Here is a 13583-nt window from a genome sequence, read left to right as displayed (position 1 = left end):
GGCGCGGGACCGTCGTCGTTCAGCAGGGAAGAGCGGTCAGCGGGGGAGACCGACCGACTTCTCCGGGGGCATGATGACGCCGCCGGAGGGGTTCAGCCGGGCCTTGGCCGCCGGGCCGCGCCAGGCGCGGACGTCGGCGCCGGCCGGGGCATGACGGGCGATGTAGTCGGCGTAGACCGTGAACCAGTCCTGCGCGGTGTACGGCGACCAGCCGTGCTGCTTGGCGCGGCCGTACACGAACGTCGCGTCCGCGGTGGGCGACGTTCGCGCGTCGAGGGTCTGCTGCAGCAGCTGCACGGCGTCGTTGAGGAAGTAGGTGTCGGTGTCGCCGACGTAGACGTAGACCTTGCCCTGGAGCTTCGGGCCGAGCGTCGGCCACTCGGCGGCGAGCTTGGCGCTCAGATCCATCGGCTTCCACCGCGCGGCGACGGCGGGATCGATCGCGCCCGTCCGCTTGTCCCAGGCGAGTGCCGGATAGCCGTCCGCGCCCTGCGGGCCGTACACCGCCTCCCAGATCGCCCAGGCGCCCCCGGACCGGTCACGGTCGCCGCGCGCCAGCTCCCAGAGGTTCTCCTGGGCCATCACGTAGTTGGTGTCGCCGGCGACGTTCCGGCTGTCCGGGCGGGGCGTACGGTCCCAGTCGCGGATCGTGTCGTAGGCGTTCGCGTCGCCGTAGACGTTGACGATCTGGTGACGGTGGAAGTCGACCGGGTCCGGGTAGCCCGCGAACGTCCCGCCGTACACGTCCGGATAGAACACCTGGCTCGCGAGGGCCTCCCAGCCGCCCGTCGAGCCGCCCGCCGTGATCCGCGCCCAGGGCGCCGCGATCGTGCGGAACCCGGCGTCGATCGCCGGGATCAGCTCCTTGGTCGTGGCGTCGCCGTACGGGCCGAGGTTCGCGGAGTTCACCACGTACGAGGAGTCGTAGAAGGGGTTCTCCTCGCGGACCTCGACGCTGATGAACCGGGGTGCGCTCCCCGACATCCACCACTTGGAGAAGGCGTTGCCCTGGTCCTCGCGGAACCCGTGCGGCGCGTTCGTCGTGAAGTGCGCGAAGTGGTACTCGACGGGGTACCGCGTGTTCCCGGAGGTGTCGTAGTCGGCGGGCAGGAGCACGTTCGCGCCGACGTACATCGGCTGTCCCCAGAACTTCGACAGGGACGGGCTGAGGATCTTGATGTGCTTGACGTGGGGCGTGTCCGCCGGGTTGCCCTGCTGGCAGGTGCCGCCGGCCGGCACCGGCTCGGCGGGCGTGATCAGGTGGTCCAGGTCCAGCCGGATCGTCCCGGAGCGCCTCGGCGCGACGTCGATCGTCTGCGGCGTTCCGTACATGTTGCCGGGCGAGTTGAACAGATCCTGTCCGTCGCCGCATGGCATGTGGAGCTTCACGGTCGAGCCGTCGGCGCGGTGGAACGTCGTGTACACGTTGAAGAACGCCTGCACCGTGTACCGCCCCGACGGCAGATCGCGCAGCCGCTCCAGGGGATAGCCGTACGCCTGGCCGTCGACGTACGCGGTGCGTCCGGGCCGCAGGCCGTCGACGTCCCGGCCCCAGAAGGGCACGCCGCCGGTGATGTCGATCTGTTCGCGCGGCTCGGACGTGTCCTTGCGGGAGACCACGACGTACACGCGGCCGTCCGCGGCGGCCTGCCGGAGGGATGAGGGGAACGATACGGCGAATCGCAGCGACGGATGTGCGTCATCGGCGGCGGCCGTTCCGGCCCCCACCAGCAGCATCATCGCGGCCACGCCAAGGACACGAACCCGCACGGGCGTGCCTCCTCTTGATCAAACTTGAGGTTACGGCGTGGACGATGTCATGGATTCGGCTGCTACGGAATGGGCGATCGGTGAATACTCGGTTCTTGGCCGGTTCAGGACGGGTCGAGGCCGCGCCGGGCGCGCAGGGTGCGGTCGGCGGCGGAGAACAGCCGGTCGATCACGATGCCGATCACCAGGATCACGATCATTATCGCGATCATGTCGGGTGCGTCGATGTTCTCGCGGGCGTACTCCAGGCGGACGCCGAGCGACGTGTGATGCCCGATGATCACCAGCAGCTCGCCCGCCATCAGGCTGCGCCACGCGAACGCCCAGCCCTGCTTGAGCCCGGTCACGAACGCCGGAAGCGACGCGGGCAGGATCAGATGCCGGTACAGCGCGAAGCCGCGCAGTCCCAGGATCTTCCCCGCCCGCAGCAGGATCGGCGGCGTGTAGTCGACGCCCGCGATCAGGCCGTTGGCGATCGACGGCGCCGCGCCGAGCACGATCACGAACATGATCGCGCTCTCGCTGAGCTGGAACAGCAGGATGGCGAGCGGGAACCAGGCGATCGACGGCATCGTCTGCAGCCCGGTGATCAGCGATCCGAACGCCACCCGCAGGAACCGCACGCGCGACACCACGGCGCCGATCACCGCCCCGACGAGGATCGCGAGCGCGAACCCGACCACGGCCCGGCGCATGGTCAGGCCCAGCCCCGCCCAGAACGACGACTCGCTCAGATCCTTGCCCAGCTGGGGGAAGACCTGCGCCGGCCCGGGCAGGACGTACGTCGGCTTCCAGCCGCTGAGGACGACGAGTTCCCAGACGCCGATCGCGATGGCCACCGCGGCGAGGACCGGCCACACCGAGGCCCACAGCCGCCGCAGGAGGCCGGGACGGGAGCGCGCCGCCATCTCCAGGGCGTCCAGCCCCGCGATCTGACGGTCGAGCACGTCGGTTCCGGCCGGTGAACCGCTCTTCCGGATGTCATGATCCATGACGGCCGACCTCCTCGCGCAGCCGATCGGTGATCCGTCCCGCGAGGGCCGCGACCTCGCCGGAGTCGATGCGCCGGGGGCGATCTAGCGGCACGGGGAACTCCTCGACCACGCGGCCGGGACGGCTGGACAGCAGGACGACGCGGTCGCCGAGCCGTACGGCCTCCCGCACGTTGTGCGTGACGAACAGCACGGTCAGGGAACGCTCGGACCAGATGCGTTCCAGCTCGTCGTGGAGCAGGTCACGGGTCATCGCGTCGAGCGCGCCGAACGGCTCGTCCATCAGCAGCACGTCGCTGTCCTGGGCGAGGGCCCGGGCGATGGCCACGCGCTGGCGCATCCCGCCGGACAGCTCGTGCGGCCGCTTCCTGCCGAAGCCGTCGAGATGCACGGCCGCCAGCAGCTCGGCCGCCCGCCGCCGGCGTTCGGCCTTCGGCACTCCGCGGGTGCGCAGGGCCAGCTCGACGTTGCCGGCGACGGTCAGCCATGGGAACAGCGCGGGCTCCTGGAACATCAGGCCCACCCGCGCTCCGCCGACGTCGATCGTGCCCAGCGTCGGCCGGTCCAGCCCGGCGACCAGCGACAGCAGCGTGCTCTTGCCGCATCCGGACGCTCCCAGAATGCAGACGAACTCCTCGGGCGCGACCGACAGCGACACTTGGTCCAGGGCCAGGAGCGCGCCGCCGCCGGTGCCGTACGCCTTGGAGACGCCCTCGATCCGCACCGAAGGCGCGGTCGTGCGCCGCGGATCCTCTGTCGTCACAGCCATGTCTTCTCCCTCGCGTGAGCGTCCTGTCAGGACTCGCTCACCGCCGGCTTGCCCTTGGACTTCAGGACCTCGTTGAGCGGACCGAGGTCGTAGATGCCCTTGAGGTCGACGTGGTCCAGCAGGCCGACCGCCTCGGCGTGCTGGGCGCTCGCGTTCAGCGACGACGCGATCGGGTCATTGGTGAAGGTGACGTTCTTGAAAGTGGCGTCCAGGGCGGCCTGCTTGAGCGGCTTGCCGGTCAGGGAGGCCAGTTCGGCGTTCGCGGCCTGCTCCGCGCCGGCCTTGTCGGAGTTGATGTAGTCGGTCGCCTCGACCTGCGCCTCGAGCAGCTTCTTCACCAGGTCGGGGTGCTTCTTCATGAACTCGGTGCGCACGACCAGGTTGGTGATCACGAACTTGCCGCCCGGCCAGAGCGAGGCCTCGTCGACCAGCTTCTTGCCCTTGTCCTCCAGAACCAGCCGGGAGGCGTACGGCTCCGGCACCCACGCCCCGTCGATCTGGCCCTGCGCGAACGCCTGCAGGGTCTGGGAGTTGTCCTGGGGGACGACGTGGACGTCGCCACCGCCGGCCTTGTCCGTCTTGAGGCCCTGCTGCTTGAGCCAGTAGCGCAGGGCGACGTCCTGGGTGTTGCCGAGCTGCGGAGTGGCGATCTTCTTACCGCGCAGATCGGCGGCGGACTTGATGGACGGCTTGACGATCAGGGCGGCGCCGCCACTGGCCGCACCCGAAATGATCTTTATGGCCTGGCCGTGCGATTTCACGAAGGCGTTGATGGCGGGGTTCGGGCCGACGTACGTCGCGTCCACCGCCCCGGAGAAGATCGCCTCGGTGGCGGCCGGACCGGCGTTGAACGTCAACGTTTTCGGCGCCTTGCCGAGGTACTTGGTGAAGATCCCCTTCTGCACGCCGACGAGCGCCGTGGCGTGGGTGATGTTCGGGAAGAAGCCGAGCTTGACGGTGGTGTCGTCGCCGGAGGAGGCACCAGAGGCCTTGTCGCCGCCGCCGCACGCGGTGAGCAGCCCGGTGCCGGCGAGGAGGGCGAGGGCGAAGGCCGCGAACCGCGGTTTCATCGTGACTCCCTATTTTATCTATCGAACAGGTCTGTTTGGTCGCTTAAGTAGACAAGGTGCATGAAGTAAGCGTCAAGTAGCCGCGATATCGGAGTAACCGTCCGGCTACGGGGCGAAGGGGTGCCAGCTGGGCGCTCGTCAGTACGGGCGGCGTTTCCCGTGGCTCGATCCGGCCATCGGAGGTCGCCACCGGACGGGAAAGGCACAACGGGGGTGGCGTTGCACGACCGCCCTACCCGGGTTGGCTAGGCTCAGGGCTGAAACGTTTGGCAGTGATCACAAGGAGCTCAAGTGTCGTCGATCGAGGTCGTACAGGCTCGGGAGATCCTCGACTCGCGTGGTAACCCCACGGTCGAGGTGGAAGTGCTGCTCGACGACGGCAGCGAAGCACGCGCCGCAGTGCCCAGCGGCGCCTCGACCGGCCAGTTCGAGGCGGTCGAGCTCCGCGACGGCGGCGAGCGCTACAACGGCAAGGGCGTCGAGAAGGCCGTGCTCGGCGTGCGCGACGAGATCGCCCCCGAGCTGCTGGGCTACGACGCGGACGACCAGCGCCTGATCGACCAGCGACTCATCGACATCGACGGCACCCCGGACAAGTCCCGCCTCGGCGCCAACGCCATCCTCGGCGTCAGCCTGGCGGTGGCCAAGGCGGCGGCGAACGCGGCGAACCTTCCGCTGTTCCGCTACGTCGGCGGGCCCAACGCCCACCTGCTGCCGGTGCCGATGATGAACATCCTCAACGGTGGCGCCCACGCCGACACCAACGTCGACATCCAGGAGTTCATGGTCGCGCCGATCGGCGCGTCGACGTTCAGCGAGGCGCTTCGCTGGGGCGCGGAGACGTACCACGCCCTGAAGTCCGTGCTCAAGGGCCGCGGCCTCGCGACCGGGCTCGGCGACGAGGGCGGCTTCGCCCCCGAGCTGCCGAGCAACCGCGACGCCCTCGACCTGATCCTCGAGGCCGTCCAGCGGGCCGGCTTCCGGCCCGGCACCGACATCGCGCTCGCCCTCGACGTCGCCGCGACGGAGTTCCACTCCGACGGCGCGTACGCCTTCGAGGGCGGCAAGCGGTCCGCCGAGGAGATGGCCGCCTACTACGGTGAGCTGCTCGACGCGTACCCGCTCGTCTCCATCGAGGACCCCCTGTCCGAGGAGGACTGGAGCGGCTGGAAGGCCCTCACCGACGCCGTGGGGTCCCGCGTTCAGGTCGTCGGCGACGACCTGTTCGTGACCAACCCCGAGCGCCTGCAGCGCGGCATCGACGCCGGATCGGCCAACGCGCTCCTCGTCAAGGTCAACCAGATCGGCACGCTGACCGAGACCCTCGACGCGGTGACCCTCGCCCACATGAACGGCTTCCGCACGATGATGAGCCACCGTTCGGGCGAGACCGAGGACACCACGATCGCCGACCTGGCGGTGGCCGCCGGCTGTGGCCAGATCAAGACCGGCGCCCCGGCGCGGAGCGACCGGGTCGCCAAGTACAACCAGCTGCTGCGCATCGAGGAGCTCCTCGACGACGCCGCGCGGTACGCCGGCGCGGCGGCCTTCCCCCGGTTCAACTGGGAGTGAGAGCCCGCTCCGATGGCCGAGGCGAAGCGGCGACCGCCTGAGCGGAACGCCAGGGACGCGCGGCGGACTCATCTGACGAGTCGCGCCGCGATCCTGGCGGTCGTCGCATGCGCCATCGCCCTGAGCCTCGCCTACCCCGTCCGGGAGTACATCGCCCAGCGCCGGGAGATCGCCCAGCTGCGCGTGCAGCAGCGCGTGGCGCAGGCTCAGGTCGAACAACTCTCCCAGCAGAAGCAGCGGCTCGGCGACGAGTCGTACATCAAACGGGAGGCCCGCCGGCGGCTGCACATGTGCGACCCGGGGGCGAAGTGCTACGTGGTGCTGGGCGGGGGCCAGAGCGGCGGCCAGGACGCCGGTCACAAGCGGCGGGCGCCCACCCCGCCCTGGTACGTCACCCTGTGGCGGTCGGTGGACGCGGCCGATCGCCATCGCTGACCGCGTACCCTTTCAGTCGGCATTCGGACTCGGCGCAGCGCCTGCGGCGGTGCTGGGTCGGTTCCACCGTCGTGCGGTTCGAGTGGCTGTCGACTTCGTCGGTTTCGTCCGGGTGGTCGGCTCGGTTCGCTTGGCCGGCGCGGGTTCCGGCCATGATCGGTTGGAGAGGGTGCACATTCGACAGGGCAGGATTCGGTGGATGCAGGTTCCGGCGGTGCGGGCGTGGGCCGGCAGGCGGGACCTGTCGGGTGACTCCGGAGGACGTACCGGTGATCGATGAACGCGACGTGGCGGCGGTGACCGCACAACTGGGTCGTGAGCCGCGGGGGCTGCGGGCGGTCGCCCATCGCTGCCCCTGCGGGCTGCCCGACGTCGTCGAGACCGCGCCGCGGCTGTCCGATGGCACGCCCTTTCCGACGCTGTTCTACCTGACCTGCCCCAAGGCGGCCTCGGCGATCGGCACGCTCGAGGCCAGTGGGCTGATGCGCGAGATGACGTCCCGGCTGGCCACCGATCCGGAACTGGCCACGGCGTACGAGGCCGCGCATCGCGACTATCTCGACCGTCGCGATGTCGCCGCCGAGGAAGAGGGCGTCGAGCCTCTCCCCGAAGGAACGCAGAGCGCGGGGGGCATGCCGACCCGGATCAAGTGCCTGCACGCCCTCGTCGCCCACGAACTCGCCGTACCCGGGGCGAATCCGTTCGGCGGGGAGGCGCTGGCGGCACTGCCCGAGTGGTGGCGTACCGGTCCGTGCGCGGGGCCTGGTCTCAGCGGTCCCGAAGGTGAACTGTCTTCGGAAACGGGTGACGAAGAGAGTCAAGGACTGTCATGATCTGGGTTGCGCCGGGGGCGGCGGCCGAAACGGACGCCGTGGGGGAGCCGAGCCTGGGCGGCTCGGCCGGAGGTGACGGAGCGCGGCGCCGCCGCGCCGACGAAGTGCGCCGGGAGGCGAACGGATCGTGAGCACAGCGACACGCGTCGCGGCGGTCGACTGCGGTACGAACTCGGTTCGTCTGCTCATCGCCGACATCGCGGACGGTCGGCTGACCGACCTCGAACGGCGAATGGAGATCGTCCGTCTCGGGCAGGGCGTCGACGAGACCGGCCGGCTGGCTCCCGAAGCGCTCGACCGCACCTTCGCCGCCATGCGCGGTTACGCGAAACTGATCGCCGCGCACGACGTCGCCGGCACTCCGATCAAAACGAGGGTCGTCGCCACGAGCGCCACCCGTGACGCGACCAACCGCGAGGACTTCGTCCGGGGCGTCGTCGACATCTTCGGAGTGGAACCCGAGGTGATCTCCGGCGACGAAGAGGCCCGCCTCTCGTTCATCGGCGCGACCAAGGACCTGTCGTCGCTCCGGCCCATGCGCCCGTACCTCGTCGTCGACATCGGCGGCGGCTCCACCGAGTTTGTCTTCGGCACCACCGAGGTGGAGGCCGCGCGCTCGGTCGACATCGGCTGCGTGCGGCTCACGGAGCGGCACCTTCGCTCCGATCCGCCCTCACCCGAACAGGTCGCCGCGGCCGTCGCGGACATCGACGCCGCCCTCGCCAGCGTGCGCTACGGCGAGGCGGAGCCGGAGCCGGCGAGTCCGAACGGGCTCCCCGGACGCGGCCCGGCCGCCGCCGATCCGGCGGTGAGCGCCCGCGTCGGCACCGAAGCCACACCCCCGCGCGAACCCGGCACCGACCGAGCCCCCGGTGACCTCCCCGCCGTTCCCGTCACCGAGGCGCGCACCCTCGTCGGCCTGGCCGGGTCGGTGACCACGGTGGCGGGCATCGCACTCGGCCTGCCCGAGTACGACTCGGAGCGCATCCACCTGTCTCGCATCCGGGCGCGGCAGGTGCACGACGTGACCCGGACCCTGCTCCGCTCGACACGCGACGAGCGCAGCCGGATCGGCGTGATGCACCCTGGACGGGTGGACGTCATCGGTGCCGGAGCGCTCATCCTCGACCGCATCATGCGCGAGTATGCCTTCGCCGACCTCGTTGTGAGCGAGCGGGACATCCTCGACGGCATCGCCTGGTCGCTGGTCTGACGGGATGTCGGACGGGATGTCTGATGGGGTTCCGGACGGTATGTCCGACGGGATGCCGGAGGACATGTCTGATGGGATGCCGGAGGGTACGTCTGACGGGATGAACGCCCCCTTTGTTCCCCCGGGGTCCGGGCATCCCGAGGATCCGGCCACCCCTGAGACGCCCGTCGCGCGAACCTCCGAGGACGTCCGTGCCCTCGCGGCCGCCGCGCCCACGCTCGCCGAACTCGTGGCCCGGCAGTCGGTGTGCCGCGCCTGCCCCCGTCTCGTCGAGTGGCGCGAACAGGTCGCGGTCGAACGCCGCCGGGCGTACGCGGACGAGGAGTACTGGGGACGGCCGGTGCCCGGCTGGGGCGACCCCGAGCCGGGCGTCCTCATCGTCGGTCTCGCACCCGCCGCCCATGGGGGCAACCGCACGGGACGGATCTTCACCGGCGACCGCAGCGGTGACTGGCTCTTCGCGTCGCTGCATCGGACCGGGTTGGCGGCGATCCCCACCAGCACCCATGCCGGCGACGGCCAGCGGCTGCTCGGTGCCCGTGTCGTCGCCTCGGTACGCTGCGCGCCGCCCGCCAACAAGCCGACGCCGGCCGAACGCGCCGCCTGCTTCCCCTGGCTGGCGCGGGAACTACGGCTCGTGGCCGAGACCGTCCGGACGATCGTCGTATTGGGCGGGTACGGCTGGCAGGCGCTGTGGCCGGCGTTGACCGAGGCCGGGTACGCGGTGCCCAGACCCCGGCCCGCGTTCGGTCACGGAGTCGAGGTTCCGCTGACGGCGCCAGGTGGGGGATCGACCCTCCTCCTGGGCTGTTATCACCCGAGCCAGCAGAACACCTTCACCGGGCGGGTGACCGAGGAAATGCTCGACGCCGTGTTCCTCAGGGCCCGGGAGTACGCGGGGTCTGCGGGGGACCGGTCCGGCTGAGTCTTCCCGGCTGGGGCTGCGAGAGCGCGGTGCGCCCGTACGGACTCAGGACGTACGCGTTGAGCGGGAGGACGGGTCTCGCGTCCGCTCCGGGGGTCCGGGTCGAGCGGGCAGGCCGGGCGAGTGACGGGCGGAGCGATGTCCAGTGGAGCCCCCGCTTCCACTGGACAGCCCCCGTGGCCCCGCCGGTCACTCGGTCCAGCTTCTTTCTCCCTCTTTGACGCGGCATCAGGGCCAGTGGTTCGTGCGTGATGTGATTCACAAGGCCGGCTCTCCCATCGTGGATCGTCCAGGAGTACGGTAAAAGCGTAGGTTGTGAAAACTTTCACAAAGTACGGCGCAGTTTCGGGAGGATCCCATGGGTACCGAAACCGGTATGGCCAAGCACGTGCTCATCGTCGGTGGCGGCTACGTCGGCATGTACACCGCCCTCCGACTGCACCAGAAGATGCGCCGGGAGCTCAAACGCGGTGAGTTCGAGATCACAGTCGTCGATCCGCAGTCGTACATGACCTACCAGCCGTTCCTGCCGGAGGCGGCGGCGGGCAACCTCGAGCCACGGCACGTCGTGGTCCCGCTGCGACGTGTGCTCCCGCGAGCGACGATCCTCAACGGCCGCGTCACCCGCATCGAGCACGCGAGCCGCCGGGCGTGGGTCGAGATCGTGGGCAGTGCCTCCGCGGAGGGGGTGGGCGGCGGCCAGGCGGATCGGTCACCGGAGACGCGCGTGCTGTCCTACGACACCCTCGTCTTCTGCCCGGGATCGATCTCCCGAACGCTGCCGATTCCCGGCCTCGCCGAATGCGGCATCGGCTTCAAGACGGTGGGTGAGGCGATCTTCCTGCGCAACCATGTCCTCGCCCAGCTCGACATCGCGGCTTCCACCGCCAACCCGCAGACACGGCAGCGGGCCTTGACCTTCGTTTTCGTGGGCGGCGGCTTCGCGGGCGTCGAGGCACTGGGCGAGCTCGAGGACATGGCCCGCGACGCCTGCGAGTACTACCCGAACATCGAGCCCTCCGACATGCGGTGGACCCTCGTCGAGGCGAGTGACCACATTCTGCCGGAGGTCGGTGCGGACATGGGCCGGTGGACCGTCGAGGCGCTGCGTCAGCGCAGTATCGCGGTCAAGCTCGAGACCCTCCTCAAGTCCGCCGAAGGCCATCACATCGTGCTCAGCGATGGAGAGGAATTCGATGCCGGCACCCTCGTTTGGACGGCCGGCGTGAAGCCCAATCCCGTTGTCAAGCAGACCGACCTTCCGGTCGATGAGAAGGGTCGGGTCAAAGCGACCGCCGAATTGACGGTCGAAGGCGTGTCCGACGCGTTCACCGCAGGCGACACTGCGGCCGTCCCCGACCTGACGAAACCCGGCGCGTTCACCGCGCCGAACGCCCAGCACGCGGTTCGGCAGGCCAAGACTCTGGGAGACAACGTTGTCGCGTCGCTGCGGGGCAAGCAACTGCAGCCCTACAAACACGCATATGCCGGATCCGTCGCGAGCCTCGGCCTGCACAAGGGCGTCGCCCAGATCTACGGGATCAAGATGCGTGGTCTCCTCGCATGGTTCATGCACCGTACGTACCACCTGTCCCGGGTGCCGACCTTCAACCGCAAGACGCGGGTGACCGCCGACTGGACCCTCGCCGTCTTCTTCAAGCGTGAGGTCGTGTCACTCGGTGCTATCCAGCGGCCACGCGAAGAGTTCCAGCTCGCGGCACGGAAAGACTGAGCGGTATTCGGTCTGCATTTAGGGCGCGGCACTAATTAGCGTTATTTTTCGCATTTACTGGGTGGTCCCTTATTGGCGCATGCCCGGTATGATTACGCCGCCCCCGTAGCCCAACAGGCAGAGGCAGACTCCCTAAAAGAGTCGGTTGTGTCGGTTCGACTCCGACCGGGGGCACTGTTGCCTTGACAGTTGTCGACGGCAGAGTCGACATGTTTGGTCCAAGGTGCCTGGGGAGGCTTATCTGCCTGCCGGCACCGCCGGTATCGGTCTGCCGATTCACGACCGATACCGGCCGTGCCGATCCCGGTGATCCATGGTATAAACCGGCGGCCTCCGGCTCTTATGACGTGAGCGCTGCCGTGGGTGTCCGCTCGCGGAGAAGGTTGTCGGTCGCCGGCCGGTCGCCGGTCGCCGGTCGCCGTTGGCCGGCGCTCGGTCCGGCCGACGTTGCGCGGATGCTCTGTGAGGGTCATCGACCCTGTCCGGGGGGAATGCTCGTCGGAGTACGTCGGACCACTCAGCTGTTTCACATGCAGAGTGGTGGGTGACCCGCCGTGGTGGCGGGAACACGGTGACCACGACCGGTCGTTAACGTGATCGACAACGAGTCGGGAGGGTATTGCATGGAGAGTAGAAATCCGGTCTTCTCCCGGCGTGGCGCGTTCGGGCAGCAGGCATCGGGAGCAGCGCCGAGCGCTTACCAGCTCGAGGCGATGTACAACGCGCCCGCGTATGCGCCGCCCCGGACCATGACCATCGACGTCGTCGTCGTGCGTTCGTTCTTGACGCTCGGCACACTCGTCGCGGCCGGCGCACTCGCATGGGTCTTCGTACCGGAGCGCATCGCGAACGCCGTCGCGGTCGCGGCCGTGGTCGTCGGTCTGATCTTCTGGGCGATCCTGACGTTCGGCCGCAAGGTCAATCCGGTCCTCGTTCTGGGCTTCGCGGCCTCGTACGGTGTGGCGGTGGGCGTGATCAGCCACGCCTACAACTCCGTCTACAACGGGGTCGTCCTCCAGGCCGTGGTCGGGACCGCGCTGGCCTTCGGCGCAATGCTCACGGTGTACGCCCTACGGATCGTTCGCGTCACACCGAAGTTCGTGCGTTTCGTGATCGCGGCCGGTCTCGCCCTCGTGGGCCTGATGGTGCTCAACCTGCTGGTATCGATCTTCCACGTCGGTGGCATCGGGATCAGGGAGAACGGTCCGCTCGGCATCATCTTCAGCGTCGCAGCGATCCTCGTCGGCTGTCTCTACCTGTTGCTGGACTTCAGCTCCATCGAGGACGGCGTCCGCTCCGGCGCCCCGGAGAAGGCTTCGTGGCTCGCTGCGTTCGGACTCACCCTGAGCCTGGTCTGGATCTATCTGGAACTGCTCCGGTTCCTGTCGTACTTCTACAGTCGCGACTGACGTACGGCGGCGGAGCCGTGTCACTCGGGCACGGGGCATCGGCGCCGTACGCCGAGCCGGCTCGGTACGCCGTTGCCCGGACGCCCGGTGTCCGGGCCGAGTCGTCGGCCGGATGGAGCAAATACGCTGACGCCCCCGCGCTCGTGCGGGGGCGTCAGCGTCATGTCAACCGTGAAGGTCGGGGCCGGCACGGGTGATCGTCGCCCGGATGACGACCCGGCGATCTCGTTCCATCGCGGCGCGATAGTCATCCCAGTCGGGATGCTCGCCGGAGATCTTCCGGTAGTAGTCGATCAGAGGCTCCATGGCCTCGGGCAGACGGACGATCTCGGCTTCGCCGTCGACCTGCATCCACTCGCCGAAGAAGGCATCGGTGAAGACGCAGAAGGTCACGCGAGACTCGCACATCACGTTGCGCGTCTTCACCGCGGTCTCTCGGGTACTGACGACGACCCGACCCGCGTCATCGACCGCGCAGAGAACAGGTGAGGTCTGCGGGCGTCCATCGGCGTGCGACGTCACCATCACCGCTCGATGGTGCTTCGCGATGAAGTCGAGCGCCCTGTGCCGGTCCACCCTGCTCAGAACCGGATGGCGCGGCGGTGCAGCTCGTGTTCGTGCACGAGGGCGGCTGCGTACCCGTGCGTTAGCCCGTGTTCGTCGGCAAGCCAGTTGACCCGCTCGTCGCATCGTAGGAAGGCGGGGCCGTTATCGATGGCTTCGAACCACTCGGGGAGGTCACGTCCTGTGACTTTCGGGATGCGTGCGATGAGATTCTTGTGCGTCTCCGGTGAGTGGTTCAAGGACATAGGCACCTCCTGGCTGGGCGTGCTGCTTGTGAAGACTCTGCAACAGCGATCCCA

General features: G+C 68.9%; 14 protein-coding genes and 1 tRNA gene. 9 read left to right on the top strand and 6 right to left on the bottom strand.

Going from position 1 to position 13583, the window contains the following annotated elements; genetic code table 11:
• Window positions 1-36 precede the first annotated feature (36 nt).
• From ACYVF7_RS51495 to ACYVF7_RS51480, 4 genes are all read right to left on the bottom strand, one after another.
• Complete coding sequence (locus ACYVF7_RS51495) at window positions 37-1770, bottom strand: alpha/beta hydrolase-fold protein (protein WP_460354384.1); 1734 nt, start codon at window positions 1768-1770, stop codon at window positions 37-39.
• A gap of 104 nt (window positions 1771-1874) precedes the next feature.
• Entirely contained in the window at window positions 1875-2762 is an 888-nt protein-coding gene (locus ACYVF7_RS51490) for an ABC transporter permease (RefSeq protein WP_460354382.1), read from the bottom strand.
• Window positions 2752-3531, bottom strand: coding sequence for an ABC transporter ATP-binding protein (locus ACYVF7_RS51485; protein WP_460354380.1), 780 nt, complete (start codon window positions 3529-3531; stop codon window positions 2752-2754). The genes ACYVF7_RS51490 and ACYVF7_RS51485 overlap by 11 nt, the downstream gene beginning before the upstream one ends.
• 26 nt (window positions 3532-3557) lie before the next feature.
• Window positions 3558-4601, bottom strand: a complete 1044-nt coding sequence (locus ACYVF7_RS51480) for an ABC transporter substrate-binding protein (RefSeq protein ID WP_460354378.1) — start codon at window positions 4599-4601, stop codon at window positions 3558-3560.
• A 291-nt stretch (window positions 4602-4892) separates the two neighbouring features.
• Between ACYVF7_RS51480 and eno the strand changes: the two genes are divergently transcribed.
• From eno to ACYVF7_RS51435, 9 genes are all read left to right on the top strand, one after another.
• Window positions 4893-6173, top strand: coding sequence for a phosphopyruvate hydratase (gene eno, locus ACYVF7_RS51475; protein ID WP_460354376.1), 1281 nt, complete (start codon window positions 4893-4895; stop codon window positions 6171-6173).
• A gap of 12 nt (window positions 6174-6185) precedes the next feature.
• Window positions 6186-6608 carry an FtsB family cell division protein gene (locus ACYVF7_RS51470; RefSeq protein WP_460354375.1) on the top strand — a complete coding sequence of 141 codons (423 nt, stop codon included), beginning with the start codon at window positions 6186-6188 and terminating at the stop codon, window positions 6606-6608.
• A gap of 269 nt (window positions 6609-6877) precedes the next feature.
• The gene (locus tag ACYVF7_RS51465) at window positions 6878-7441 is read left to right on the top strand and encodes a DUF501 domain-containing protein (RefSeq protein ID WP_460354373.1); all 564 of its coding nucleotides are present in this window, start codon (window positions 6878-6880) and stop codon (window positions 7439-7441) included.
• The gene (locus tag ACYVF7_RS51460; RefSeq protein WP_460354370.1) at window positions 7438-7572 is read left to right on the top strand and encodes a hypothetical protein; all 135 of its coding nucleotides are present in this window, start codon (window positions 7438-7440) and stop codon (window positions 7570-7572) included. The genes ACYVF7_RS51465 and ACYVF7_RS51460 overlap by 4 nt, the downstream gene beginning before the upstream one ends.
• Window positions 7569-8654, top strand: coding sequence for a Ppx/GppA phosphatase family protein (locus tag ACYVF7_RS51455; protein WP_460354369.1), 1086 nt, complete (start codon window positions 7569-7571; stop codon window positions 8652-8654). Before ACYVF7_RS51460 ends, ACYVF7_RS51455 begins: the two co-directional genes overlap by 4 nt.
• Window positions 8655-8754: 100 nt before the next feature.
• Window positions 8755-9579, top strand: coding sequence for a uracil-DNA glycosylase (locus tag ACYVF7_RS51450; RefSeq protein WP_460354368.1), 825 nt, complete (start codon window positions 8755-8757; stop codon window positions 9577-9579).
• A 358-nt stretch (window positions 9580-9937) separates the two neighbouring features.
• Window positions 9938-11311: an NAD(P)/FAD-dependent oxidoreductase gene (locus ACYVF7_RS51445; protein WP_460354366.1), complete on the top strand. Its 1374-nt coding sequence runs from the start codon at window positions 9938-9940 to the stop codon at window positions 11309-11311.
• Between the two features lie 99 nt (window positions 11312-11410).
• Window positions 11411-11485, top strand: a tRNA-Leu gene (locus ACYVF7_RS51440).
• Window positions 11486-11934: 449 nt separating this feature from the next.
• On the top strand, window positions 11935-12720 hold the full coding sequence (locus ACYVF7_RS51435; protein ID WP_460354364.1) for a Bax inhibitor-1/YccA family protein: 786 nt from the start codon (window positions 11935-11937) through the stop codon (window positions 12718-12720).
• Window positions 12721-12885: 165 nt separating this feature from the next.
• Here the strand turns inward: ACYVF7_RS51435 and ACYVF7_RS51430 are convergent, their stop codons facing one another.
• Together ACYVF7_RS51430 and ACYVF7_RS51425 are read right to left on the bottom strand one after the other, a co-directional pair.
• Window positions 12886-13296: a PPOX class F420-dependent oxidoreductase gene (locus tag ACYVF7_RS51430; protein WP_460354361.1), complete on the bottom strand. Its 411-nt coding sequence runs from the start codon at window positions 13294-13296 to the stop codon at window positions 12886-12888.
• Between the two features lie 5 nt (window positions 13297-13301).
• The gene (locus ACYVF7_RS51425; RefSeq protein ID WP_460354360.1) at window positions 13302-13529 is read right to left on the bottom strand and encodes a DUF4287 domain-containing protein; all 228 of its coding nucleotides are present in this window, start codon (window positions 13527-13529) and stop codon (window positions 13302-13304) included.
• Window positions 13530-13583 lie beyond the last annotated feature (54 nt).

The organism is Actinoallomurus acanthiterrae (assembly GCF_054775715.1).
Note: the sequence above shows the minus strand (reverse complement) of the source record. Positions and strands in the feature narration are given on the sequence as shown.

Excerpts from the sequence above, each read along its gene's own strand:
- ACYVF7_RS51425 (WP_460354360.1), bottom strand. The coding sequence starts at position 13,529 with ATGTCCTTGAACCACTCACCGGAGACGCACAAGAATCTCATCGCACGC.
- ACYVF7_RS51435 (WP_460354364.1), top strand. The coding sequence starts at position 11,935 with ATGGAGAGTAGAAATCCGGTCTTCTCCCGGCGTGGCGCGTTCGGGCAG.
- ACYVF7_RS51470 (WP_460354375.1), top strand. The coding sequence starts at position 6,186 with ATGGCCGAGGCGAAGCGGCGACCGCCTGAGCGGAACGCCAGGGACGCG.
- ACYVF7_RS51450 (WP_460354368.1), top strand. The coding sequence starts at position 8,755 with ATGAACGCCCCCTTTGTTCCCCCGGGGTCCGGGCATCCCGAGGATCCG.
- ACYVF7_RS51460 (WP_460354370.1), top strand. The coding sequence starts at position 7,438 with ATGATCTGGGTTGCGCCGGGGGCGGCGGCCGAAACGGACGCCGTGGGG.
- ACYVF7_RS51490 (WP_460354382.1), bottom strand. The coding sequence starts at position 2,762 with ATGGATCATGACATCCGGAAGAGCGGTTCACCGGCCGGAACCGACGTG.
- ACYVF7_RS51480 (WP_460354378.1), bottom strand. The coding sequence starts at position 4,601 with ATGAAACCGCGGTTCGCGGCCTTCGCCCTCGCCCTCCTCGCCGGCACC.
- ACYVF7_RS51485 (WP_460354380.1), bottom strand. The coding sequence starts at position 3,531 with ATGGCTGTGACGACAGAGGATCCGCGGCGCACGACCGCGCCTTCGGTG.
- ACYVF7_RS51445 (WP_460354366.1), top strand. The coding sequence starts at position 9,938 with ATGGGTACCGAAACCGGTATGGCCAAGCACGTGCTCATCGTCGGTGGC.